Raw genomic sequence first — 23,890 nt, forward strand, 5'->3', positions numbered from 1 at the left:
TTGTAACTGCTCGGGTGTCTGGCAGTCAAGCATACACCAGATGTCAGGTGTCTGCCGGACAAGGACGAACGCGCGGCCGCGAGCGGTTTCCGAGAAGACGAACGTCTCTTTGTAAGATATGGACGATTAGACTCGGAAACCGAACATTCGCAGCCGATATAGAGAACGTGCAGCATAGGGATTCTTATCGAATAAAGGAGGCTTTTCTTATGATCATCGAAGATGCGCGTTTAGACGAGATCCGCGAATTCCTGCCCGAATGGCTGGAACGCAGCAGGCAGGAAGCCGCGGCAGGCGAAGTCGCTTCTTATATTCCGGAATTGTCCAAAGCCCCCCGCGAAGCGCTCGGCATCCATCTGCTCGACAAGCACGGCGATTCCGCTTCGGCGGGCGACTGCGGCATGGCCTTCACGCTTCAGAGCATCTCCAAAGTGTTCACGCTGATCTTGGCGCTGATGGACAACGGCGAAGACGCCGTATTCGAACGGGTCGGCATGGAACCGACCGGCGACAACTTCAATTCGATGCTCAAGTTGGAACTCGTGCGGCCGGGCATTCCGTTCAATCCGCTGATCAACGCGGGAGCCATCACCGTATCTTCTCTTATTCGCGGCAGCACGCCCGAAGAGAAATCCGCGCGCATCCTCGAGTTTTTCCGCAAACTGTCGGGCGGCAGCCCGCTCGAAGTCAACGAAGCCGTCTACCGCTCGGAGTTCGAGACCGGCAATCTGAATCGTTCCATCGGTTATTTTCTGGTGGAGAACGGCGTGTTGAACGACAGCGTGGAAGACGTGCTCTCCGTCTATTTCCGCCACTGCTCGATCGAGGCTACCTGCCGGGATCTGGCACGGATGGCGCTCGTCCTCGCCGGCGACGGTACCGATCCGCTCAGCAGCGAGAAGCTGATTCCGCGGCGCTACGTGCAGATCGCCAAGACGTTCATGATCACCTGCGGCATGTATAACGCTTCCGGCGAATTCGCGATCAAAGCCGGCCTGCCCGCCAAAAGCGGCGTGTCCGGCGGCATCCTGACGTTCGTGCCCGGCGCGCTGGGCATCGGCGTGGTCGGTCCCGCGCTGAACGCCAAAGGCAACAGCAGCGCGGGCGTGCATCTGCTCGAACGGTTGTCTCAACGGATGGATTGGAGTTTGTTCTGAATCGGCGGCGCGCGGAGAACGAAAAGCGGCCGACGATCGGCGCGTAAACAGCCCGAAAGGCTTCGGCGAATGCCGAAGCCTTTTTCTGCTGCTCGCGATCTTTTGACCGCGCCTCTTTTGCGAAAAGCGGTTTTGAACCGAACTTCGACTCGCCCGAGCAAAAAACGAAGCAACGTCTCGCGCGAACGAAACGATTCTGCTTCCGGCAGCCGCTTTTTAACGAACGCCTGCCTCGGCGCCGGCAGCCGGACGCGATTCCGGCGCGGCGGAACGCGCTTCGCGCACCGCGCGGTTGCAAGCGGCCATATAAGCTTCGGCCGCGGCCATCAGAATATCGCGGTTCGTCGCCGTGCCGCGATGCAGCGCGTCGCCTAACCGTACGGTAACCGTCGCTTCTCCGGCCGAAGTCTCGCCCGACGAGACCGAATACAGCTCCAGATCGGCGAATTCGACCGGTTCGGGAACCGCGCTGCGAATCGCGGCGACCGCCGCTTCGACCGGTCCTTCTCCTCCGCCGGTATACATCGCTTCGGTTCCCGCGTCGTTGTCGCGAATCTTGCAGGAGGCGACGCGATGCGTGCCGCTGCCGGTCACGATCTGCACTTCGCTCAGCGTGTACGGTTCCAGCGCGCGGTCCACCGCCTGCCCCGCCATTTGCAGCAGTTCGTGATCGTGCACCGTTTTCTGGCGATCGGCTTTTTCTTTGAAAGCCGCATACAGCTCTTCCAACTGCTGCGCGTCCAGCTCCACGCCGAACTCGGCGACCCGGTGGCGCAGCGCGTGACGGCCCGAATGCTTGCCCAGCACGATCATGCTGCGCGGGATGCCCAGACGCTCGGGGTCCATGATCTCGTACGTGTTGCGGTTCTTCAGCAGTCCGTCCTGATGGATGCCCGCTTCGTGTTGGAACGCGTTGCGGCCGACGATCGGCTTGTTGTACGCGATCGGCGAGCCCATCATGCGGCTGACCATCTGCGAAGTCGCATAAATCTCTTCCGGCCGGATGCCCGTCGCCGCGCCGAAACTTTCGCCTCTTGTCGCCAGCGCCATCGCCAGTTCTTCCAGCGAGCAGTTGCCCGCCCGTTCGCCGATGCCGTTGACCGTTACTTCGACATGGGTAACCCCGGCTTTGATCGCGGCCAAGCTGTTGGCGACGGCCATGCCCAGATCGTTGTGGCAGTGCGCGCTGAACTCGACCCGGTCGCTGCCTCTGACCCCGCGCATGACCCGGGTGAACATCGCTCCGTATTCTTCCGGCAGCGCGAAGCCGACCGTATCCGGAATATTCAGGATCGTCGCTCCTTCTTCGATCACCGCTTCCAGCACCTCGAACAAGAACTCGTCGCCCGTGCGAGTGGCGTCCATCGGGGAAAATTCGACTTCGTCCACGAACCGTTTGGCGTAAGACACCATTCGGCGCGCCAGCTCGACGACTTCCGCCCGCGATTTCTTCAGTTGGAAATCCAGATGGATATTCGACGAAGACAAGAACATATGCAGCCGTCTGCGCTGCGCGTCTTCGGTCGCCCGAACCGCCGCGTCGATGTCTTCTTGAACCGCGCGGGCGAAACCGCAGATTTCCACGCCTTCGACTTCGCGGGAGATTCGCTGCACCGCACGGAAATCGCCGGGACTGGAGATCGGGAAGCCCGGTTCGATCGTGTCCACGCCCAGCCGGGCCAGCCGGTGGGCCAACTTGATTTTCTGTTCGACGTCCAGCGACGCTCCCGGCGCTTGTTCGCCGTCCCGCAGCGTCGTGTCGAAGATCTTGATCCGTCTCGTGCCTGTCGTTTCTGTCATGATAAATCGCCTCCGGTTTCTGTGGGTTGGTGTGGCTTCAGGTGATCTGTACCCGTCTGAATGATCTCGTTGACATATAAAAAAGGCCCGTCGTCTCTTGAATCAAGAGACGACGGGCCTGGGCCGCCGCGGTACCACTCTCGTTGATCTTGACGGCGCCGACGCGCCGAACCCAAGATCCGCTTGAACCCGGATAACGGTCGGGTATTCCGGTCGGCTTACGCCCGATTCCGCTTGCTGCTTAGGCGGAAATATCGGGGTTCGGCTTCCACGCTCCCGGGCGAGTTCGGGAAAAGCGAATGCCGCGTCGCACCTTGCCGCGGCTCTCTGAAAATCGCTTTTTCCCTACTGCTCCCGTTCATCGCGTCTGTCGGATGAAATTCGCGAAACGACATAAAAAGCCTGTCGTCTCCTGTATCAAGAGACGACAGGCTGGGCTGTCGCGGTACCACTCTCGTTGATTCCGTCCGTCCGCCGAAAATGAAAATATCGGAGCGCGAAACGGGAATCCGCTCGTAGGCCCTCTCACGTGGGCGAGTCCGTCCGGACTTGGCGTCAAGCAGCGGGAATCGCCGCAAAACGTTTGGGTCCGACCGCTTCCGGGCGAGTTTCGCCTAACTTGCCGACTGCGTCGCACCAAATCCGCAGCTCTCTTGACGGCCGTTCCGGTTACTGATCCCGTTCATCGCGTTTGTTAATCTGTGTCGGTTGTGTGTCATATTAATCCTACTATGCGGAGGATGTCAAGCTTTTCCTTTCGAAAAAAACTTTTTGCGCAAGGCAAAACGCAAGCTCTAGATGTTCACTTTTCGCCGCACCCGTAACCGATTCGCTCCGCTCCCAGAAAGCGCTCGCCGGCAAAACGGGCGCAGTACGCGTCAGGCATCGACAACGACTGCCAGAAGTCATAACCGAAGCCCGGATCGAAAGTTCCGAGCATCAGCGTCAAGATATCGCCGTGCGTGCCGATCGCGATCCGCCGACCCGGATGTTCGCGAAGCAGTCCGCGAACGACGGACACGGCTCGCGCCGCGGCTTCCCGACTGCTTTCTCCGCCCGGCGGCCGATAGTCGGGTTCGGCGTAGCAGCGGCGCTTGGCTTCGAGAAATCCTTCCGGACCGAGATCCCGCTCGCCCGAGACCAGCCGTTCGCGAAGATCGGCATGCAGCTCGATGTCTTGCCCCGCCGCGTCCGCCAACGGCCGGATCGTGTCGATCGCCCGGCGATACGGGCTCGAGACGAACCGTTCGATGCCTTCGCGTTCCAAACGCCGGCAGATCGCGCGGGCTTCCGCTTCGCCCGCGGCCGACAATCCTCGTTCAAGCTCGCGGCCGTGTTCGTAAGCCGAATGAGCATGACGAACGAAATAAAGCCGGGTCTCCGTCGGACGCGGACCCGACGCGTCCGCGCCCGCATGATGCGAAGCGGCGGCGGCTCCGGTCGCTCCGGAGAACGGTCCGCCGCTCACGGCGTCTCCTCCCAGAAGACGCGGTATTCGCCGAGCAGCCCGTCCAGCGAAGACAGCTGCGGGTAATCCGGCAGTTCCGCGGCGTTCAGGCCGCCTTGAATGCGCGGCAGCGTCAGGTACAGCTTGTTCAGGCTGTACCGATAAGCCCGGTCCGGCGCCGCTTCGCCGGCGCGAACGACGCGCAGCTCGTACGGCCGATGCAGCAGCCGGCCGGTCTCTTCGGCGGTGGCGGGATGCCGCCTCAGCAGCGCCAGCAGTTCGCCGTCGGCCAAGCCGCCGAGCTCCGCGGGCGGCAGGCCGCCGGCGTCGATCAGGCGCCGCGTCAAGGCCCGGAGCACGGCGACCGGGCCGATATTGTCCGCCGAAGCGTGATACCGCGCTTCGTGCAGGATCAGCCGCAGCGTCAGCGCGGCGGCGTCCGCATCGGCTTCCAGATGCGGACCGGACAGCCGGTAGCCGCGCAGCAGCTCCGGCGCGGGCATCGGCAGGATGCCGAACGAAGCGGCGCTGCGCACCCACGATTCCAGATGATCGGCGTGAAGAATCCGTTCGCGGTTGCGCAGCGGGCTCGGCACGCTTCCTTCGATCAGGTCGAGCACCGCGTCGACGTTCAATCCGTCCAGCGCCCGGCGAATTTCGTCGGAAGCCAAGACTTCTTCCGACCGCCGATGGTGGTCGAAGCCTTCGATGCCTTCCAGCGCGTGGCTGAACGGGCCGTGCCCGACGTCGTGCAGCAGCGCGGCCGCGCGAAGTTCCGGCCAATCCGGCGCGAAATGCGCGATCAAAGCGAATACGCCGAGCGTATGTTGAAGCCGGGTCGACGTGTGCTGCGTATGCAGCGCCGCCGGTCCGGCATGTCGGATTTCATGCAGACGCCGAAGCGCGCGCGTCCGCAGCAGCCGGGTCTCCGCGGCGCTCGGCTGCACCGTTATCGACCAAAGCGGATCGCGCAGCGCTCCGGGGCCTGCCGTCTGCCCGTATGCTTCCGGCGGAAGTCCGCGGCTTGCGGACATTCCGATCACGTTTTTCATGTTCGTCCCTCCTTCTTCGGTTCTGCTTTTTTCGAAACGTCGTCCGCTTCCCTGCGGTAAGTGAGCAGCGGACGCGAAGTTTCGAACCGGTACTTTTCCAGCAACGGCCGCTGATAAGGATCGGTATCGTCGATCTCGGCGGTCAGCTGCACGAACCCGCCGGCGAGGACGTATTCCATCCGTTTGCGGTCGACCGACTGCATCAGCGCGTCGCAGCCGCTTCTCGCGCCGAGCCAACCCAGCTCCGCTTCCTGTTCGTTTTCGCTTTCGTGCAAACAGGCAAACGCGAGCGCTTCGTTTCCTTCGGCCGCGAACGCCGCGAATGAGCCTTCGTTCAGCAGGTCGTCAGCTTGCGCGAACGTCCTCCATACGGAAACGGGAAAGTCGGCGGGCGGATTGGCTTCGTGCGAGGCGGCATAAGCGAAACGCATCAGTTCAGCCAAGCTATCAAGCGCTTCCCCGTTCCCCGCCAGCTCGGCGAACGATCGAATCTCGGCTTCGCGTTCGCCGCTTCCCGCCGGCTCTTCGGGCGGCAGAATGACCTGCTCGAGACGAAGCTTCGGCCTATACGTCCGGCGCATTTCGACAAATCCGAAACGATCGTACAAATAAGCCGCCGAACGGTCGGATTCTTCGAACGAGACTTGAAGCGCCCGATCGCCGGCTTCGTCCAGCACCGCCCGCATCAACGTTTCTTCGATCTCCGCGACCCGACAATCCGGCAGCGCGACAATCTCCAAATACCGGCCGAACGGATGAAACTCTTTTTGCCGAAGCAGCGCGATCCCGAGCAAGTCGGCATCTTCGCGCACCACAAACGCTTTGTTTTCGGGATATCGGGCGCTGCCGGCCTCGGGGAGCATGCCGACGCGCTTTTTCGCTCCGCACAGCGTCAGCAAGCGTACGGCGTCTTCCCGATCTCCGGGTCCGTAAACCGCCGCGCGAAGCGCTTTTCCCCCGTTCGAGCCTGCTTTACCGGACGCTCGCTTCGACTGATCCGCATGTTCCCTGCGCATGATCGCCCTCCTTATTTTCATGATGATTTTCATGATGAACACTCGCCTGCCCAGTATACCCGCATCGGCGCGCGGCGGCAAAACGCCCGCACGCGGCAAACGGCGAACTCGACTTTCCGCAGGCGCGTCGCATACAATCGAAGTACGGTCGAAGCCTCGCGCTTCGCCCCGCGTCCAAGGAGGCTTCTCATGAAAAAATGGCTCGTGCTTGCTCTATACGCCGCCGCGCTGATTCCGATCCTGGTTTACCGGCACGAGCTGCGGGAATTGATGAACCAAGTCTCGCTGCCGGTCGCAGCGGGTCTGGCGCTCGGCTTTTTGTTCGCCTTTTTTCCGGTGCTGCCGTACAAACTCGTGATCGCTTCGCTCGGCTTCCTCTACGGCCCGGCGCTCGGCGCGCTGACCGCTTGGCTTGCCGCGACCGCGGCTTCGCTGCTGCAATATACGCTCGTGCGCTTGTTTTATCGGCAGCAAGGCCAAGCCGTGCTGAAGCGTTTTGCGGGACTGGAGCGCGCCGGACGACTGATGGAACGCAGGCCGTTCGCCGCGATCTTGGCGGCGCGCCTGATTCCTCTGCTGCCGCAAGCTCTCGTCAATCTGTATCCCGCTTTTCTGAATATCCGCCCGGTCGTGTATATCGCGGCTTCCGCATTGGGCAAGATCCCGGCGATGCTCGTCTACGCTTTCGTAGGCAGAAGCTTGTTTACCGATCTTCCGGGAACATTGATCGCGCTCGCGTTGTACGCGGGTTTCCTGCTGATCGTCTACGCGGTCTACCGGTTCGCTTTCCGAACCTGATCTTCGGCGAAGGCGGCGGGCAAGCGCGTTTGCCGGCTCTGTCTATCGGGTAAAGGAAGGATATGCAGGCCGAGCGCCAAGCTTCGCCGGAAGAAAGGGTGGGAACGATGGAGAAACAGATCCGCACGTTGTCCGAATGGCTGGAAGGAAAGACCGGGCAGACGCTCAAGATCGAGAAAAAAGAAGACGGCGATACCGATATCGTGCATTTCGATCTTCGGGAGATCGGCGAACGATCGCAGGACAATCCCGTGGACGATTATTTGGAACGCGCGCTGCTGCTGCGCGGTACGGGCAATATCGTCAACGGCGACGGAGAAGCCGTGCCGCTTCCCGGCGATACGTACGAGATCGTGCTGAACGAACTTCAGCTCGGCGACGGCGGCGAAGATTCTCTCGCCCTCCGCAACGATCGGGCGGAATACGTCATTAGCGTAGGTTGATGGGCGGCGATTCGTGCCGGCGTCCGCCGCTTGACGTTTCCGTGTCGAACGCGCGATACGGAAACGTCACAGAAAAAGGCTTCGCCCCCGGGGGCGAAGCCTTTTTCTGTGCGCGTATGTATAGATGGAATGTTCGCAGCGGCCGACAGGCTACATCAACAGCCGCGAAGCGCGTTCCCTGACCTGCGCGGCGCGCGAAACTTCATGAGCATAAGCCGACAGCCGGATCTCCAACCGCTGCAAGAACAAACGCGCGTTGATCCGCCCTTCTCCCGCGAAGGGTTGCGCTTCCGGCCCCGGCGCTTCTCCGAAGCGTTCGAGCCAAGCTTCCCATTCCTCGTTCCCGATCTCTCCCTGCGTCAAGATCGTCTCCGCGGCCGCCGCGAGCCGGTCGTCTTCGTCATGCACGAAGACGCGGTCCGCGCTCAGCAAGCGTCGCCGGACGCCTTCCAGCATATGCAGCCGTTCGATCGCTCCCGCGTGTTCCGACCGGCCCAGATCTTCCAGAGCATCGGCCGCGTGCGCGGCGGCATGCGCCCATCCCCGGCCCTCCTCCGGTACGTATCCCCGCAGGTCGCGTTCTTGCTCCAGCGCGCGAAGAACCGCCGAGAAGATCGTTCTCCATTCTTCTTCGCGGAGCCAAGACGTTCGGCGATCGGCAGACAAGAGCAGCGGAAGCAGCAGCATGGAGAACGAGCGGACGAAAACGGAATCCGTATCTTTTTCCCCGATGCGGCAAAAAAGATGCTGTTCGTCCAACGCGACGTTCAGAATATGCCGAAGCTGCTGCGCCTCGAACGCGCCGGCTTGAATCCATTCCGAAAACGAACCGTAAATCCATTCGTCCCGCAGCTCCGAATCGATATCGCCGATATGGGCCAACATCGTGTCGGTCAGGCCTGCGATCGCATCGAATGTCGGCGGCAGGCCGGAATCGCGGATAGCCCGCAAAGCCCGCAGCAGTTTTTGGCGCGGCTTTTCCGCTTGCGGGGATCCGGCATCCGGTTCCGATCTATGTCTATTCATGTTTGAACTCCCCTTTCTTCTTCCGACAGTATAACATCCGATCTGCCTGCTTGCCCGCTCGGCGCGATTTTTCGTCGTTTTTCGATTCGGACAGCGACCTTTGTCGATTTTCCGTCCGACACGATCCGACGGGAGCCGCAAAACGGCAAAAAACCCGCTCGGTCCTGTCGAACAGGAACGGCGGGTCGTATGCAAACGCCTTACTTGGCTTCGGAGTTTTGGTACATTTCGATCAGTTCTTCGATTGCGGCTTTGCTGACCATTTTGCCTTTGAAGTATACGAGATCTTCGGCTTCGCCCGTGAAGATGCAAGTCGGCGCGTATTTTCTGAGAATGATACGCTCTCCGTCAACGAAAATTTCCAGTCCGTCTTTGATGTCGATGCCCATTGTTCTACGAAGTTCAATCGGAATGACCACACGTCCGAGTTCGTCTACGCGTCTTACGATACCTGTTGCTTTCATTGCTATGATTCCCCATTTCGATTAAAATAATAGTTGTCGACAAAAGATCGTCGTTATTCGATATTATTCGACAATTTGTGCTTGCTTCCACTGTACTCCTCTTTATATATCTTGTCAATATGGAAATTTATACTACGCTCAAAAAAATATAAATTTTTCGAAAAAAGAAAGCGAAACCCAAGTTGACCAGGGTTTCGCTTTTTTGAATGCCTGCTTATTCGAAAATCAAGCCCGATTTAATTTCCATTTTGCGCCGAGGCGGCCGCCGAAAGGGACGGTCGTTCGGCAAGGTCGATCAAGAAACATCCGAATGACTTTTCAAGTCGGGACGCAGCAGATGAACGGTCGCTTCTCGGCGTCCGAAAGCGCCGGCTTCGGAACGGCCCGCTTCGACAAAGCCGAAGCTTTGATAGAAATCGAAAACGTCCGGCGTCTGTTCGGCGATATCTACCGCCAATTCGCCGCGCTGCGACACATGGTCGAGCAGCATGCCCGCCACGCCTTGTCCCTGATAATGAGGATGAACCACCATCAGCTCGACTTTGGAACCGTTCATGGCAATAAAACCGGTCAGCTCGCCGCCGAAGCGGCTCTGCACCGCATACAGTTCCAGACGCTCCAGAATCTCTTCATGGAACAGGCGAGCATAAAATTCGATACTGCCCGGATCGAGATCGGACAACGTACGACGCACCGACATCATCCAAATTTCCGTCAACCGGTCTTTGTGTTCTTCCGTACACATAATGATTTGCATGCGTACATCCTCCTCTTTATCGGTCATTTAGTGTTTTTCAGACGACACAACCTTCCACCGAGTGATAGAACTCCTTCCGCCCGTATCCGAAATCTCGAATTGAAAGGAACGGGAGGATAATATTTGAATAAATATAACACAAAAGCGGCTCGGCGTCTTGTGACGGTTTTGACATAATTTTTGCCGCCTTTTCGCCGCGTTCCGAACTTCTTCCGGTTCTGCGCCTCGCAGCCGAACGTTTCAAACCGCCGACTCGTCGACGTCCGATCCGTTGAACTGGCTCCGGTACAAAGCGTAATAAGCGCCGCGCGCCGCCAGCAATTCTTCGTGCGTCCCCTGCTCGGCCGCCCGGCCGCCGTTCATGAACAAGATCTTGTCCGCGTCTTGGACGGTACTCAAGCGATGGGCGATCACGAAACTGGTGCGCCCTTTCATCAAGCTCCGCATAGCGGCTTGAATATGCATTTCCGTTCTCGTGTCGATGCTGCTGGTGGCTTCGTCGAGAATCAGGATCGCCGGATCGGCAAGCACCGCGCGGGCGATCGTCAGCAGCTGCCGCTGCCCGTGGCTCAGATTGCCGCCGCCCATCGTCAGCTCGGAATCGTATCCTTTGGGCAGCGCGCGGATAAACGCGTCCGCGTTCGCAAGCCGCGCCGCCTGCTCGACTTCCGAGTCGGAAGCGTCCAGCCTTCCGTAACGAATATTGTCCCGAATCGTTCCGGCAAAAACGTAAGCGTCTTGAAGCACCATGCCCACGCTGCGACGCAGATCGTTTTTGTCCAGCTCGCGAATGTCCTGCCCGTCGATCCGGATAACGCCCGACGAGACTTCGTAGAAACGCGTCAGCAGGTTGACGATCGTCGTCTTGCCGGCTCCCGTAGGACCGACGAGCGCGATCTTCTGACCGGGATTCGCCCGGAACGAGACGTCTTGCAGAATCAAGCGGTCCGGTCGGTACGCGAACGAGACTTGATCGAAGACCACTTCCCCGCGCACGGCGTTTCCGTTCAGCGCGCGTCCTTCCGACTCGTATTCGTTATCCAGATCCAGAATCTCGAATACCCGTTCCGCTCCCGCCACGCCGGACTGGATCAGATTGTATTGGTTGGCCAGATCGCTGATCGGACGGCCGAACTGACGCGAATAATTCAAGAAGCTGACGATGACGCCGACGCTCGTCCAACCGTTCCAGACCATCCAGCCGCCGACGGCGGCGATCAGCGCGAAGCTGATATTGTTCAACATGTTCATGACCGGACCGACCAGGCCGGATACGATCTGCGCCCGGACGGCGGCACGGTTCAGCTCGCCGTTGATGCCGTCGAATTCCGCCTGCATCGCCGGTTCCCTGCGGAAGATCTGCACGGTGCGAAGACCGCCCACCGACTCTTCGATCAGCCCGTTCAATGCGCCGAGGCGTTCCTGCTGCTGCTTGAAGCTTCGACGGGTAACCCCGGCGATCAAGCGCGTAGCCAGCATGACCAGCGGAATGGTAATCAAGCTGACCAACGTAAGCCGGATATCGAGGCGCAGCATGAAGATCAGCGATCCGATCACGACGATCAAGCTGGTGAGCATCTGCGTCACCGTCTGATTCAACCCGTTCGATACGTTCTCGATATCGTTGGTATTGCGGCTCATCAACTCGCCGTGCGTTCGCGTGTCGAAAAAGAAAATCGGAAGCTGCTGATATTTGCGAAACAGGTCGCCGCGCAGCGATTGCAGCATCCGCTGGGCCACGCCGGTCATGACATACGCCTGAAGCCAAGAAGCGGCCGCTCCGGCCGCGTACAGACCGAGCAGCAGCACGCACAATCCCCACAATCCTTCCGAACGTCCCGGCGTGATGAAGCGGTCGATCGCCACTCCGAGCAGATAAGGGCTGACCATCGTGACCAGAGCCGCCAGAATCGTCAAAGCGTAGACCAGAATCAAGCCGGCGCGCTGCCGATTCAGATAAGCCCATAAACGGCGCAGGGTCGCGCCCGTATCCCGAGCGCGCTCTTTCGGCTTCGGCATCCCTCGGCCCGGCCCGCCGCCCGGACCCGGCATCGGCAGGCCGCCTGACGGCTTATCCTGCCCGTTCCGGAACCGTCCGGACGTCTCCGTATGCGTTTCTCTAGGCATAAGCTTCTTCGCCTCCTTCCTTCTCCTGAGAGCGAAGAATATCCCGGTAGATGTCGCTGCTTTTCACCAATTCGTCATGCGTGCCCAGCGCCGCGATCCGTCCCCGGTCCATGACCAGAATCAGATCCGCGCCGCGCACGGCGGAGATTCGCTGCGCGACGATCAGCTTCGTGGCGCCGGCCGCCTCCCGCTCCAACGCGGCTCTGATCTTGGCTTCCGTGGTCAAGTCCACGGCGCTGGTGCTGTCGTCGAGAATAAGCACCGCCGGACGCAGCAGCAGCGCGCGCGCAATCGCGATCCGCTGTTTCTGGCCGCCGGACAGATTGACGCCTTTTTGCCCCAGACGCGTCTCGTAACCGTCCGGCATCCGTTCGATAAATTCATGCGCCTGAGCCGCCGCGGCCGCGCGGCGCACCTCTTCTTCCGAAGCGTCGGGACGCCCGAAACGAATATTGTCGGCGATCGTGCCGCTGAACAGATTCGCTTCTTGCAGCACGACGCCCACTTTGCTCCGCAGCGAAGACAAATCCGTCTCCGACACCCGCATGCCGTCGAGGCGCACCTCGCCGGAACGCGGATCGTACAGACGGGGAATCAAGCTCACCAACGAAGTCTTGCCGGAACCCGTCGCGCCGAGAATGCCGAGCGTTTGTCCGGGAAGCAAGCTGAACGAAATATTATGAAGCGCAAGCTCGCCGCCTTGTTCGCCGTAGCCGAACGAGACGTTGTCGAAATCGATTCGGCCGCCGACAAAGGAAGCGGGGCGCGCCGCCGCGGGATTCTCGATATCCGGATGTTCGTCGAACACTTCGTTCACCCGGTCCGCCGAAGCTTTCGCCCGGGAAACGAAAGTCAGGATCATCCCGACCGCGAGCATCGAGAACAGCAGTTGGCTGACGTAATTGATGTAAGCGACCAGCTCGCCCACCGCCAGATCGCCCGAACGGTTCAGCGCTCCTCCGTACCAGAGCACGGCCACGACGGCGATGTTCAGGATCAAAGTCATCACCGGCATGTTCAGCGCCATGATCCGCATCCCGCGAGTCATGATCGCGGTGTAATCGCGGTTGACTTCGCCGAAACGTTCTTCTTCGTAATCCGAACGCACGAAGGCTTTGACGACGCGAATCCCGTTCAGGTTCTCCTGCAATCGGCCGTTCACGCGGTCCAGACGCTTCTGCACGCCCGCGAACATCGGCAGCGAGAAACGTACGAGAAAGAACACGAACAGCAGCAGCAGCGGAACGGCGACCGCCAGAATCGCCGTCAGCCGGAGATTGATCGAGATCGCCATCACCAGACTGCCGACGATCAGCATGGGCGAACGCACGAACATGCGCAGCAGCATCTGCACGAACGTCTGAAGCTGCGTGACATCGTTCGTGATGCGCGTGATCAGCGTGCCGGTCGGCAGCCGATCCAGATTGCGGAACGACAAAGACTGCGTTTTCTCGAACAAAGCTCCCCGCAGATCGCGTCCGAAGTTTTGCGAAGCGATGCTGGAATAGACGGTGCAGCCTACGCCTCCGATTACGCCGAGCAGCGCCGCGCCGAGCATCAACAAGCCTGTTCGGCGAATCTCGCCGACGTCTCCCGCCGCGATCCCGTCATCCACGATCCGCTGCAGCAGGCGCGGCTGCATCAAGTCCATGACGACTTCCAGCACCATGAACAGAGGCGCCAGCAGCGCGGGCAGCCAGTACGGTTTGAGATATTTCGCTAAGCGTCCCATCCGTTCGGTTCCTCCCGTTCCACCGACATCGTTTTCTTTTTCCGGGGCGACAAGGTTTTTTCCGGCTTTTCTTTTTCTACCTCTTCTTGTTCTTCGCGTCGGGATTCGCCGGCTCGCCGCCCTCCTCGGCCATGAACGCGTTCGCCGCATTCCGGCTTCCCGTGCAGTTCGAAGACCTGAATAAATTCCTGCATGACGGCGTCGATCGCTTTCAATTCGCCGGCGATGACCGGACGGATACTTTCGAAAGCCTGCTCTTCCAACTGGGCGGCCAACGTGCGGCGGCGCAGTTCCAAGCGTTCCAGAAAATGCAGCGCGCGTCCCCGCCGGAACGTCTGCGCGCCTTCGCTTCGACCGCGGCGGCCGTGTTCCGTTTCTTCCTTCATGTCTTAGGCCTCCTTGCTCGGATGATAATATGTATGCCGATGTATACAAATGTATTCATACTTGTGCTTATTGTCAATTCGCCTTCGGTAAGAAATGCGCACAAAGAAGCACGCAAAAAAGAGACCGCGCGAGCGGTCTCTTCGATCTTTCCATGCTTGTGTTGTTCGACGCCGCTCGCGCGGCGATCAAGAAGCCGTCTCGCAATGCCGGCGGCAGTCGCCGTGCTTGCAGGACGAGAACGTTCCGATAAAGTCGAGACGATGATCCGATACGTCGAATCCGTATTCGCGCTGCACGCGCTGTTCCAGCTCCGTCAGCCAATCGTCCTGAATCTCTTCCACTTCGCCGCAGATCGAGCAGATCATATGATGATGCATGTGCATATGTCCTTCGCTGCGAAGATCGAAGCGCGCCACGCCGTCTCCGAAGTTCATTTTTTCGACGATATGGAGATCGGTAAGCAATTCCAGCGTCCGATACACCGTCGCCAGCCCGATTTCCGGGAAACGTTCTTTGACTCGCATATATACGTCTTCCGCACTCATATGATCGCGCTCGTGTTCCAATAATACGCGCATCGTCGCTTCGCGTTGAACAGTCGATTTATAACCTTTGGCAATCATTTGCTGCTTCATGGATTTAAGTTGTTCTTCCACGCTAATCAAGATTTTCGAACCTCCTTTGAACTTCTATGCTGTATTTTTCCAGTTCGTCGAGTTCACCATATTCTTTATTTAGAATGATTATAATTTAATAATAACGCAAATAAAGAAAATTCGCAAAGATTTTTATCACATTCGTTCAGAAGAACTTCAAATTCTTCCTTCCCCGATGTCCTTCCCGGACAGACAAAAAACGAACCGCGCGCAGCCGAATCGTGAAGATCCGCGCTTTCGGACGGTTCGTTTTCGAACAAATCCATCATCGTATCCGCTTTGCCCGGCTTCGCGCCGAACTTTTCGGATCGTTCTTTTACCCTTCGGCTTTCGCGGACGGAACGGTACTTACGGAACCGCCTGCTTTTTTGGACGTGCTGGACTTGCCCAAGTTGCCTCGGCGCTCCAGATGTTTGCGGAACGCGTACATCACGATCAGATGCAGCTTCGCCTGCGTGTACTTGTACAAGAACCACGGCATGGAAGGCATATAGTCATGAATCGCCACGACGCAATCGCTGGAACCCGGAATCATCAGGAATTCGAGACGTCCGTGATGGGCGTCTTTCGCATTGGCGAACATGCCGCCGGTAATCCGGTAGACCGCCCGGTCTCCGTCGCTTCGGGAAGCGTCGTAGGTCAGCTCCAGAATCGGCCGGCTGAAGAAACGAATATAAATCCGGTTCACGCCGTCTTCGCCGGTCTCGGTACGGACGAACGGACGCAGCGCTTTGCCCAGCCATTCGATATAATACTCGCCCGCCCACTGCGCATTGCGTCCTTCGGGAAGCGTCACGCGTTGAACGGAACGCACATCGGCTTTTTGCACGCTTTTTTCGTCGGACTTCGGCTTGGACTCTTCGCTGCGCGAAGATTCACGTTCTTTGCGCTCGGATTCTTCTTTTTTCTTTTTCTCTTCTTCCAACGACTTTTTCGCCGCTTCTTTGAACGTCAGGCGACCGTCGCTGATGCCTTCGACTTTGAGGTCGGGATGCGCGACCATCGGATGAATCAGGCTTTCGATCAGCGGGTAAGCCATCTCGCGCGGCGCTCCGGTCACCAGCGTTACCCACAATCTCGATAATTTCACGGTGAGAAGCGGAATATCGATAAAACGCCGTTCGACGCCCAGCACGTCCGCCATCTGCATCATCATTTCTTTGTAGCTCATCACGTCGGGGCCGCCCACGTCGACCGGGCGTCCGCACACTTTTTCGTTGCCCAAGCTGTTCTTGAGCGAGTTCAGCACGTCGTCGAGCGCGATCGCGTGCGTCTTCGTACGCGTCCAGATCGGCAGCGACATGACCGGCAGCCGCTGAACGAGCTTGTACAGGATCGGGAACGAAGACCCTTGCGGCCCGACGATCAATCCGGCGCGTATGGTCGTGACCGGCACGCCGGACGATTCCAGAATCCGCTGAACTTCGAGGCGGCTTCTCAAGTGGCGGGACAGCTCTTCTTCGGGCACGCCGTCCGGCACGATGCCGCTTAAGTAAACGATCTGCTTGATTCCGTTCTTCCGCGCCGCGCGGGCGAAATGATCGGCCAGAATCGCGTCCATGTCTTCGAAATCGCCCTGCGTCAGCTTGGCGGTCGGCATCATCGAGTGAATCAGGTAAAACGCGTAGTCCGCGCCTTGCAGCGCCTTCAGCGCGTCGTCCATCGAATAGAAATCGCAGCTTCGCCATTCCACGTGCTCTTCATCCTCGTGCGAGCTTCCGTGGCGGGACAGCGCGATGATATCGTAATCTTCTTTGAGCTTGCGCATCAGGTTGTGACCGATATAGCCGCTGGCTCCGGTCAGAATGACCCGCGGACGCTCTTGAGGATTTTCCGAAAGCTCCGTGCGGGGTTGGTTGTCCGTCTCCTTATCCATATCGCACCTCTTCGCGTAAGATTGGCTCGGCTGTTTCGGCTTCTTGCCGAACGGCCCGGAACGTCCGACCGACGCCGGACCTTCCTCTGTTGTTCATTACCCTCTCTTACGAAAAAGAACCCAGTTCCCCGAAGCTCCGCAAGATGCCGCGAAGTCGGGAAAAGGGTTCTTGCGCCAAAAGCAGGACGCGAAAGCCAAGGAAGACGGCTTTCGCGAAACGGTCCGCGGCTTCGGCTCAATCTTGAAGACCGCGATAACGCCCAGTTCTCAGCTCGCGCGCGTAAGGTTCCAGATCCGGCATGCCGACCTCTTCGGCCATACGGATCGCCCGCTCGATATCGTAAGGGACGCGCGCGAAAGTCAGGTCGAGGCGCGTTCTGCGCGTCTCGCCGAGATCGCCTTCCAAGACGGCGTAGGAAGCCTGCGTCATATCGAGCGGGTTCCCTACGCTGCCCGCGTTGAACAGCATTCGGCCGTCCATATGCTGCATGTAGGCGTTATGAATGTCTCCGTAACCGGCCACGTCGGCTTTTAACGGTTCCGCGCTAAGATCGGAAGCTTCGAACAAACTGAGCTTGCGCCCGTAATCGTCCCACGGCTGCACGCGTTCGTATACGCTTCGCGGAGAAGCATGGAACAGCCTGACGTACCGGCCGCCCATCCGGAATTCGATCGAAAACGGCAGCGCCCGCAAATCGGCCATCCTTTTCTCGCCGAGCAGCCGTTGATGCCACTTCAGCGTCTCGAATTCCGTCGGCTGCACCAGAAATTCTTCCCAGTTGCCGCGCACGATATGACGGCAGCGTTCAAACGCCAGATCGACGACAAGGTCCGAACTCGGTCCTTTGCCGACCAGATCGCCCAAACAATAGATTTCTTCGATTCCGCGGCTCTCGATATCTTCGAGCACCGCTTCGAACGCCGGAAGATTGCCGTGAATATCGGAGATGATCGCAAGTTTGCCCATCGGTAATCCTCCGTTTTCTTGAAATATGAAGAGGCGGACGGCCCGCGATCAGAAATCGATCCCGCGAATCTTCGCGAAAACCATCTCGTTCACCAGCGTGCCGTCTTCTTCCCGCACCCAATTGCGCAGAACGCCTTCCAGCGTAAATCCGGCCCGCTCGGCTACCGCCGCGCTTTTGAGATTGCGGTCGTCGCAACGAATCTCGATTCGGTTCGCGTCCAAGAAACGGGCCGCGTAATCGGTCAGTCCGTGCACGGCTTCGGTAACGAGGCCTTCGCCCGCCCGGGAAGTGCGGATCCAATAGCCGATCTCGAACCGGCGTACGTCCCAGTTCATCCGATGCAGACCGCTGCTGCCCAGAATCCGTCCCGTGGCGCGATCGGTCATCAGCATCATCATGTCGCTTCGATCCAGAAAATGCAGCCTTCTTCGGCGCACCAGCGCCTCCGTTTCTTCCGGCTTCGGAAGCACCCGCGCGAACGGCATGAACGGCGCCAGCTCTTTCTGGCTTTCGCGGATCGCCGCGTTCAGCTCCGCTCCGTCGCCGGGACGGGGCGCACGAATCAGCAGACGCTCCGTTTCGAATGCTTCGGGAAAATCCAGCATGATCGGATCGATTCGGGTATTATTGGCTTTCAACAGGTTTCTCTCCTTCGCCGCGCCGCCGGACGACCAGATGCAGATGCTCCGTCGCATCGCGGTACTGCGGCGCTTCGCAAGTCTCGGAAGCGGCGCGAAGCAGGTTATCGTAAGCCGGACGGTCTTCTTCGTACAATCGATAGACTTCCCGTCTCAATCCGGCCAGAAATCCTTCCGCCCCGGCGTACGTCACCAGTTCGAGCCCCGCTTCTTCGATCTCGCGCAGCGCTCTCGGCGGCGTCGTAAAATAACATTCCGTAAATCCACGTTCCGTATCCAAGCTCTGCTCGTCGAAATAAGCATACAGATGGTCTCGATCGCGAAAAGTCTCGCTGAACTCCGATACGCCGGCTTTGAGCGTTCCCCACGAATTGATATAGGACAATACGGCCGTACCGCCCGGCTTCAAGATCCGAGCGGTCTGACGCAGCACTTCGAGCCGCTGCTCGCGGTCGATCAGATGATACAGCGGTCCCATGACCAGCGCCGCGTCGTAACGTCGTTCTTCCAGCGTATGCATCCGGACCGCATTTTCGCAGATGTACGCGTCGGCTTCGTAACCGGCTTCGCCGATCTTCGCGCGCGCGATGTCCAGCTCTTTCTCGGACAATTCGAACAGCGTGACGTCGTACCCCCGGCGAAGCAGTTCGAGCGCGTAACGTCCGGGGCCCGAACCGATATCGCAGACCGATCCTTCTTGCGGAAAATAACTGTCGATCAACCATAACGTGCTGGCCATCTCTACCGCATTGTACGGATTGTTCAGCCGATCCCATTCCCGCTCCGCCTGTTCGTCGTAATACGCTTTGACATGTTCGCTCATCTTTCGCTCCCCCGTTCGTTTGATCGCTCGGTAAATATTTCTTCAGCGTAAACGCCAAACGAACGGCGGGCTATAAATGAGGTCACATTCGGAAACGAGCGCAATCTTTAACGCCCCTGCCATTCCCGATCGAAACGCAGCAGGAATTCTTCAATGAAAGCATGGCGGTCGTCCGCGATGCGGCGGCCGGCTTCGGTATTCATCAGATCGCGCAGTTTGAGCAGCTTCTCGTGAAAATGGTTGATCGCGGTATCTTTGCCGCTGCGATACTCTTCCGGCGTCATTTCTTGTCGAACCGGAATGTTCGGATCATACATGGGACGCCCTTTTTTTCCGGAATAAACGAACGTTCTCGCGATGCCGATCGCCCCCAACGCGTCCAGCCGGTCCGCGTCCTGAACGACGCGCCCTTCGGGCGTCTTCATCGCAGCCCCGCCTCCGCCTTTGAAAGACATGGTAGCGATAATCTCCATGACATGCGCCGCCTCGTCCGCCGTCGCTTCGTGCTCGAGCATCCAATTTTCGGTCCGTTTCATGCCCGCTTCCGGATCGTCGACCAATTTCTCGTCCGCTAGATCGTGAAGCAGCGCGGCCAATTCGCAGATAAACGGGTCCGCGCCTTCTTCGGCCGCGATCCGCTTCGCCAGTTCGGTCACGCGGTAAATATGCCACCAGTCGTGACCGCTGCCTTCGTGTTCCAATTCGCCTTTCGCCAGAGCGGCGGCTTCCCGAAGAATGCCGGCCTGCCGCTCGTCGATGCGTCGGTTGTCCTCCATCGTTCGTTGCTCCTTCATCGCGTTATCCTATTATTGTACCGGAAAGGCGCGGCGGAGCAAAGAGACAAGGAACGTTCCGACAAGGTTACTTTCCGGCAAACGTCTCCTGTTCCGATTCGCTTCGCACCGCCGTCATCGACAATCTGCCGTCTTCCGCGTCGACCCGCAGCCGATCTCCGTCCTGCACGTCGCCCGCGATGATCGCGCGAGCCACCTGCGTTTCGAGCGAACGCTGGATGAACCGCTTGAGCGGCCGCGCTCCGTAAACGTGATCGAAGCCTTCTCGGGCGATCACCCCGGCCGCCTCGTCGGACAGCTCCAATTCGATGCGGCGATCGGCCAAGCGCCCGCGCAGTTCGCCGGCAAGTTTCAGCACGATGCGGCGAATCTCCGGCAGGCCGAGCGGTTTGAACAGAATCACGTCGTCCACCCGGTTCAAGAACTCCGGCCGGAAATGCGCGCGCAGCTCTTTCATGACGAGGTCGCGCGCTTCTTCGGGAATGCCGCCCGCGTCGTCCGCCGAAGCGTCGCGGATCGCCGCGCGCCCCGTCAGATAGGAGGAGCCGATATTCGAAGTCATGATGACGATCGTATTCTTGAAATCGACCACCCGGCCTCGCGAATCGGTCAGACGGCCGTCGTCGAGCAGCTGCAATAGAATATTGAACACGTCCGGATGGGCTTTCTCGACTTCGTCGAGCAGAATGACCGAATACGGCTGCCGCCGGACGGCTTCGGTCAGCTGACCGCCTTCTTCGTAACCGATATAGCCCGGAGGAGCGCCGATCAGACGCGAGACGCTGTGTTTCTCCATGTATTCGGACATATCGATCCGGATCATGTTTTCTTCGCGATCGAACAGCGCGGCGGACAGCGTCTTGGCGAGTTCCGTTTTGCCGACTCCGGTCGGTCCGAGGAACAGGAACGAACCGATCGGACGGTTCGGGTCTTTGATTCCGGCGCGCGCCCGAAGCACGGCGTCGGTAACCAGCCGTACAGCTTCGTCCTGCCCGACGACGCGATCGCGCAGCAAATCTTCGAGGCGCAGCAGTTTCTCGCGTTCGCCTTCGACGAGCCGGCTCACCGGGACTCCCGTCCAACGGGACACGATATCGGAAATTTCCGCTTCGGTCACCGCTTCGCGCAGCATCCGTTCTTCGCCGCCGAGATGGGCTTCCTGCTCGGCCAGCTTCAATTCCCGTTCCAAGCCCGGAATGATGCCGTAGCTGATCTCCGCCGATTTGTTCAGATCGTATTCTTCCTGAGCGAATTCCAGATCTTTGCGCGCTTGTTCCAGTTTGCGCTGCAATTCCCGAACCTGCTCGATCGCCGCTTTTTCCCGCTCCCAGCGTTCTTTCATCACCAGATGTTTTTCTTTGAGGTCCGCCAGCTCCCGCCGCAGATGTTCGAGCCGCCGAAGACTGGCCGGATCGGTCTCTTTGCGAAGCGCCGCTTCTTCGATCTCCATCTGCATCATGCGGCGGGTAACCTCGTCCATCTCGCCGGGCATGGAATCGATCTCCGTCCGGATCATCGCGCAGGCTTCGTCGACGAGATCGATCGCTTTGTCGGGAAGAAAACGGTCCGAAATATAACGGTCCGACAATACGCCCGCCGCGACCAACGCGCTGTCGTGGATCTTGACGCCGTGATGCACTTCGAACCGTTCGCGCAGACCGCGAAGAATCGAGACGGTATCTTCGACGCTCGGCTCGCCGACCAGCACCTGCTGGAAACGGCGCTCCAGCGCCGGATCTTTCTCGATATGTTCGCGGTACTCGTCCAGCGTGGTAGCCCCGATGCAGTGCAGCTCGCCGCGGGCCAGCATCGGTTTCAGCATATTGCCCGCATCCATCGCCCCTTCGGATTTGCCGGCTCCGACGATCGTATGCACTTCGTCGATAAACAGGATGATCCGTCCGTCGGCTTCTTTGATCTCCCGCAGCACCGCTTGCAAACGTTCTTCGAATTCTCCGCGATATTTCGCGCCGGCGACCAGCGAACTCATATCGAGCGAGAAAATCGTTTTGTCTTTCAGTCCTTCCGGCACGTCGCGGCGCACGATCCGGTGGGCCAATCCTTCTACGATCGCCGTTTTGCCGACGCCCGGTTCGCCGATCAGCACGGGATTGTTTTTGGTCTTGCGCGACAAGATGCGCACGACCCGGCGGATCTCCGCGTCGCGACCGATTACCGGATCGACGCGTCCGGCCCGAACTTCCGCTACCAGATCGCGGCCGTATTTCTCCAGCACTTCGTAAGTCGATTCCGGTTCGCGGCTCGTGACCCGCTGGCTGCCGCGAATCTCTTTGAGCACGCCGAGCAGCTTCTCGCGCGTGATCCCCCGGCTGCTCAGCAGTTCGCGCACGCCGCCGCGCATGTCGCGGTCGAACGCCAAGACGACATGCTCGACGGCCGTGTATTCGTCGCCCATGCGCTGCGCTTCGTTCTGCGCTTGCTCCAGTACCGCAAGCAGACCTGCCGAGAAATACGGCTGCATGCCGCCGCTGACCCGGGCTTTGCGCTCGAGCAGCGCCTCGACGGAGCGCCGCATCGAATCTTGCGAAATATTCATCCGCTGAAGCAGTCTCGGCAGCAATCCGCCTTCCTGTACCAGCAGCGCTTCGAACAGATGAGGCGTATCGATCTCTTGATGGCCGCGCGACGCGGCCAACGATTGGGAAGCCGAGATCGCTTCCTCCAGCTTCTGCGTCAATCGGTTGAAATCCATTTTGTTCTCCCTCCTGTTCGATCTTTATTTGTAACGCTTGCGATTTCGATCAAGTTCGGCGCTTTCCGAGTCCCGGCCGGAACTTCGACAGACTTTCCAACTTGCGATACAACTCTTCTTCTTCGCTCGACGGCTCGGGAACCGTAATCTCCACTTCGGCGAACAGATCGCCGTAAGTCCCGTTCGCCCGCTTCAGTCCCCGACGCGGAATCCTCAGCCTACGCCCCGTCTCGATGCCGCGCGGAAGATTGAGATTGACCGCCGCTCCGTCAGGCAGTTCGATCCGGGCTTTGCCGCCGAGCGCCGCCTGCCACGGCGCGATGCGCAGCGAAGCGACCAGATCTTCCCCTTCCAACGCATAAATCAGATGTTCCGCGATCTTGAGCGCGATATGCAGCTGCTCTCCGACGGCAAGCCCGTTGCTTCCGCTTCCGGTCATGCGAATCACGCTTCCGCTGCGCGAGCGTTCGGGAATCCGCAGTCCGATCGTCTTGCCCCCGATCTGCACGCGGACCGTTTCCCCGTTATAGGCCTGCTCCAACGTAATCTCGAGCGTCGATTGATTCGGTTGGCGCGGCTCCGCTTCGGCCGTGCTTCTTCCGAAACCGCCTACCCGCTCGTTGAAAAACATATCGAACAGATCTTCCCGCTGAAGATCGTTGATCCAATCGAAACTTCCGCCTGCTCCGCCGAATCCGCCGTTCTGCCCGCCGTATCCGCTCTGACCGGCGAAGCCGCGCGAAGCGCCGCCGAATCCCGCGGACCTTCGGCGGGCCGCATCGTACTCGCGGCGTTTCTCTTCGCTGCCCAAGACTTCATAGGCGGCGGCGATCTCTTTGAAACGCTTCTCGGCGTTTGCCGCTTTATTGACGTCGGGATGCCATTGTTTCGCGAGCTTTTGATAAGCTTTTTTGATTTCCGCCTGGGAGGCATCAGCTTCGACTCCGAGTGCGTCATAATGGTTTTGATCCGGCATGGTCTTCCTCCCCCTTGTGAATCGGACGTCTTGCCCGCTTCTTCTAAGCGTTATTTACCCTTATTTTATGATGAAGGGGCGCGGCGCGCATCCTTTTTGCTTCGTTTGGCGCGGCCGCTTGTCCATTCTCGTTACGCAGCCGAGTACGACGCGTTGCATTTTTGTAAAACGAACCCCAAAAACCCTACGAACCTGCATATTGTAAAATTTTTTAATCATTTGCAGTCGAAATGGCGTTTC

Annotated in this window: 21 protein-coding genes and 1 other annotated feature; of the genes, 3 read left to right on the forward strand and 18 right to left on the reverse strand. The window is 59.1% G+C overall.

What is annotated here, in order from left to right:
- Positions 1-209: 209 nt before the first annotated feature.
- A complete protein-coding gene (glsA, locus tag CDO73_RS23190) occupies positions 210-1,157 on the forward strand; it encodes a glutaminase A (RefSeq protein ID WP_088490898.1) in 948 nt (315 codons plus the stop codon).
- Positions 1,158-1,373: 216 nt separating this feature from the next.
- On the opposite strand, the gene CDO73_RS23195 is transcribed toward glsA, so the two are convergent.
- The 4 genes from CDO73_RS23195 to CDO73_RS23210 form a co-directional block, all read right to left on the reverse strand.
- Positions 1,374-2,957, reverse strand: a complete 1,584-nt coding sequence (locus tag CDO73_RS23195; protein ID WP_088490899.1) for a 2-isopropylmalate synthase — start codon at positions 2,955-2,957, stop codon at positions 1,374-1,376.
- A 102-nt stretch (positions 2,958-3,059) separates the two neighbouring features.
- Positions 3,060-3,328 (reverse strand) — a binding site (T-box leader).
- 431 nt (positions 3,329-3,759) lie between these two features.
- Positions 3,760-4,425, reverse strand: coding sequence for a histidine phosphatase family protein (locus CDO73_RS23200; protein WP_088490900.1), 666 nt, complete (start codon positions 4,423-4,425; stop codon positions 3,760-3,762).
- Positions 4,422-5,456, reverse strand: a complete 1,035-nt coding sequence (locus tag CDO73_RS23205) for an HD domain-containing protein (RefSeq protein WP_088490901.1) — start codon at positions 5,454-5,456, stop codon at positions 4,422-4,424. The genes CDO73_RS23200 and CDO73_RS23205 overlap by 4 nt, the downstream gene beginning before the upstream one ends.
- Complete coding sequence (locus tag CDO73_RS23210; protein WP_179218810.1) at positions 5,453-6,472, reverse strand: GNAT family N-acetyltransferase; 1,020 nt, start codon at positions 6,470-6,472, stop codon at positions 5,453-5,455. The genes CDO73_RS23205 and CDO73_RS23210 overlap by 4 nt, the downstream gene beginning before the upstream one ends.
- 189 nt (positions 6,473-6,661) lie before the next feature.
- Between CDO73_RS23210 and CDO73_RS26880 the strand changes: the two genes are divergently transcribed.
- Both CDO73_RS26880 and ymzB read left to right on the forward strand, forming a co-directional pair.
- Positions 6,662-7,270 carry a TVP38/TMEM64 family protein gene (locus CDO73_RS26880; RefSeq protein ID WP_179218811.1) on the forward strand — a complete coding sequence of 203 codons (609 nt, stop codon included), beginning with the start codon at positions 6,662-6,664 and terminating at the stop codon, positions 7,268-7,270.
- Between the two features lie 107 nt (positions 7,271-7,377).
- Positions 7,378-7,713 (forward strand): protein YmzB, encoded by a 336-nt coding sequence (ymzB, locus tag CDO73_RS23220; RefSeq protein ID WP_256972821.1) that lies wholly within the window; start codon positions 7,378-7,380, stop codon positions 7,711-7,713.
- Between the two features lie 150 nt (positions 7,714-7,863).
- Here the strand turns inward: ymzB and CDO73_RS23225 are convergent, their stop codons facing one another.
- From CDO73_RS23225 to CDO73_RS23290, 14 genes are all read right to left on the reverse strand, one after another.
- Positions 7,864-8,739: a DUF2785 domain-containing protein gene (locus CDO73_RS23225; protein WP_088490905.1), complete on the reverse strand. Its 876-nt coding sequence runs from the start codon at positions 8,737-8,739 to the stop codon at positions 7,864-7,866.
- A gap of 200 nt (positions 8,740-8,939) precedes the next feature.
- The gene (locus CDO73_RS23230) at positions 8,940-9,203 is read right to left on the reverse strand and encodes an AbrB/MazE/SpoVT family DNA-binding domain-containing protein (protein ID WP_087800762.1); all 264 of its coding nucleotides are present in this window, start codon (positions 9,201-9,203) and stop codon (positions 8,940-8,942) included.
- A 295-nt stretch (positions 9,204-9,498) separates the two neighbouring features.
- Positions 9,499-9,960, reverse strand: coding sequence for a GNAT family N-acetyltransferase (locus CDO73_RS23235; protein WP_179218812.1), 462 nt, complete (start codon positions 9,958-9,960; stop codon positions 9,499-9,501).
- A gap of 240 nt (positions 9,961-10,200) precedes the next feature.
- A complete protein-coding gene (locus CDO73_RS23240; RefSeq protein WP_373447000.1) occupies positions 10,201-12,087 on the reverse strand; it encodes an ABC transporter ATP-binding protein in 1,887 nt (628 codons plus the stop codon).
- Positions 12,080-13,819, reverse strand: a complete 1,740-nt coding sequence (locus CDO73_RS23245) for an ABC transporter ATP-binding protein (protein ID WP_088490907.1) — start codon at positions 13,817-13,819, stop codon at positions 12,080-12,082. The genes CDO73_RS23240 and CDO73_RS23245 overlap by 8 nt, the downstream gene beginning before the upstream one ends.
- Positions 13,807-14,205, reverse strand: coding sequence for a hypothetical protein (locus CDO73_RS26885; RefSeq protein ID WP_179218813.1), 399 nt, complete (start codon positions 14,203-14,205; stop codon positions 13,807-13,809). Before CDO73_RS26885 ends, CDO73_RS23245 begins: the two co-directional genes overlap by 13 nt.
- Before the next feature lie 186 nt (positions 14,206-14,391).
- Entirely contained in the window at positions 14,392-14,871 is a 480-nt protein-coding gene (gene fur / locus CDO73_RS23255) for a ferric iron uptake transcriptional regulator (RefSeq protein ID WP_088490908.1), read from the reverse strand.
- 307 nt (positions 14,872-15,178) lie between these two features.
- Complete coding sequence (locus CDO73_RS23260; protein ID WP_088490909.1) at positions 15,179-16,738, reverse strand: NAD(P)H-binding protein; 1,560 nt, start codon at positions 16,736-16,738, stop codon at positions 15,179-15,181.
- A 235-nt stretch (positions 16,739-16,973) separates the two neighbouring features.
- The gene (locus CDO73_RS23265) at positions 16,974-17,705 is read right to left on the reverse strand and encodes a metallophosphoesterase family protein (protein ID WP_088490910.1); all 732 of its coding nucleotides are present in this window, start codon (positions 17,703-17,705) and stop codon (positions 16,974-16,976) included.
- Positions 17,706-17,753: 48 nt separating this feature from the next.
- Positions 17,754-18,311 carry a GNAT family N-acetyltransferase gene (locus CDO73_RS23270; protein ID WP_256972837.1) on the reverse strand — a complete coding sequence of 186 codons (558 nt, stop codon included), beginning with the start codon at positions 18,309-18,311 and terminating at the stop codon, positions 17,754-17,756.
- Positions 18,312-18,330: 19 nt separating this feature from the next.
- Entirely contained in the window at positions 18,331-19,167 is an 837-nt protein-coding gene (locus CDO73_RS23275; protein WP_088490912.1) for a class I SAM-dependent methyltransferase, read from the reverse strand.
- Positions 19,168-19,274: 107 nt separating this feature from the next.
- The gene (locus CDO73_RS23280; protein ID WP_088490913.1) at positions 19,275-19,943 is read right to left on the reverse strand and encodes an HD domain-containing protein; all 669 of its coding nucleotides are present in this window, start codon (positions 19,941-19,943) and stop codon (positions 19,275-19,277) included.
- 85 nt (positions 19,944-20,028) lie between these two features.
- Complete coding sequence (gene clpB, locus CDO73_RS23285; RefSeq protein ID WP_088490914.1) at positions 20,029-22,674, reverse strand: ATP-dependent chaperone ClpB; 2,646 nt, start codon at positions 22,672-22,674, stop codon at positions 20,029-20,031.
- Between the two features lie 49 nt (positions 22,675-22,723).
- The gene (locus CDO73_RS23290) at positions 22,724-23,650 is read right to left on the reverse strand and encodes a DnaJ domain-containing protein (protein ID WP_088490915.1); all 927 of its coding nucleotides are present in this window, start codon (positions 23,648-23,650) and stop codon (positions 22,724-22,726) included.
- Positions 23,651-23,890: the final 240 nt, after the last annotated feature.

This window comes from Saccharibacillus sp. O23, assembly GCF_002205895.1.
Taxonomy (GTDB): Bacteria; Bacillota; Bacilli; order Paenibacillales; family Paenibacillaceae; genus Saccharibacillus.

Bases quoted from the DNA above. Each gene is read 5' to 3' on its own strand.
- glsA (WP_088490898.1), top strand. From the start codon at position 210: ATGATCATCGAAGATGCGCGTTTAGACGAGATCCGCGAATTCCTGCCC.
- CDO73_RS23195 (WP_088490899.1), bottom strand. From the start codon at position 2,957: ATGACAGAAACGACAGGCACGAGACGGATCAAGATCTTCGACACGACG.
- CDO73_RS23205 (WP_088490901.1), bottom strand. From the start codon at position 5,456: ATGAAAAACGTGATCGGAATGTCCGCAAGCCGCGGACTTCCGCCGGAA.
- CDO73_RS23210 (WP_179218810.1), bottom strand. From the start codon at position 6,472: ATGCGCAGGGAACATGCGGATCAGTCGAAGCGAGCGTCCGGTAAAGCA.
- CDO73_RS26880 (WP_179218811.1), top strand. From the start codon at position 6,662: ATGAAAAAATGGCTCGTGCTTGCTCTATACGCCGCCGCGCTGATTCCG.
- ymzB (WP_256972821.1), top strand. From the start codon at position 7,378: ATGGAGAAACAGATCCGCACGTTGTCCGAATGGCTGGAAGGAAAGACC.
- CDO73_RS23225 (WP_088490905.1), bottom strand. From the start codon at position 8,739: ATGAATAGACATAGATCGGAACCGGATGCCGGATCCCCGCAAGCGGAA.
- CDO73_RS23230 (WP_087800762.1), bottom strand. From the start codon at position 9,203: ATGAAAGCAACAGGTATCGTAAGACGCGTAGACGAACTCGGACGTGTG.
- CDO73_RS23235 (WP_179218812.1), bottom strand. From the start codon at position 9,960: ATGCAAATCATTATGTGTACGGAAGAACACAAAGACCGGTTGACGGAA.
- CDO73_RS23240 (WP_373447000.1), bottom strand. From the start codon at position 12,087: ATGCCTAGAGAAACGCATACGGAGACGTCCGGACGGTTCCGGAACGGG.
- CDO73_RS23245 (WP_088490907.1), bottom strand. From the start codon at position 13,819: ATGGGACGCTTAGCGAAATATCTCAAACCGTACTGGCTGCCCGCGCTG.
- CDO73_RS26885 (WP_179218813.1), bottom strand. From the start codon at position 14,205: ATGAAGGAAGAAACGGAACACGGCCGCCGCGGTCGAAGCGAAGGCGCG.
- CDO73_RS23260 (WP_088490909.1), bottom strand. From the start codon at position 16,738: ATGGATAAGGAGACGGACAACCAACCCCGCACGGAGCTTTCGGAAAAT.
- CDO73_RS23265 (WP_088490910.1), bottom strand. From the start codon at position 17,705: ATGGGCAAACTTGCGATCATCTCCGATATTCACGGCAATCTTCCGGCG.
- CDO73_RS23270 (WP_256972837.1), bottom strand. From the start codon at position 18,311: ATGCTGGATTTTCCCGAAGCATTCGAAACGGAGCGTCTGCTGATTCGT.
- CDO73_RS23275 (WP_088490912.1), bottom strand. From the start codon at position 19,167: ATGAGCGAACATGTCAAAGCGTATTACGACGAACAGGCGGAGCGGGAA.
- CDO73_RS23280 (WP_088490913.1), bottom strand. From the start codon at position 19,943: ATGGAGGACAACCGACGCATCGACGAGCGGCAGGCCGGCATTCTTCGG.
- clpB (WP_088490914.1), bottom strand. From the start codon at position 22,674: ATGGATTTCAACCGATTGACGCAGAAGCTGGAGGAAGCGATCTCGGCT.
- CDO73_RS23290 (WP_088490915.1), bottom strand. From the start codon at position 23,650: ATGCCGGATCAAAACCATTATGACGCACTCGGAGTCGAAGCTGATGCC.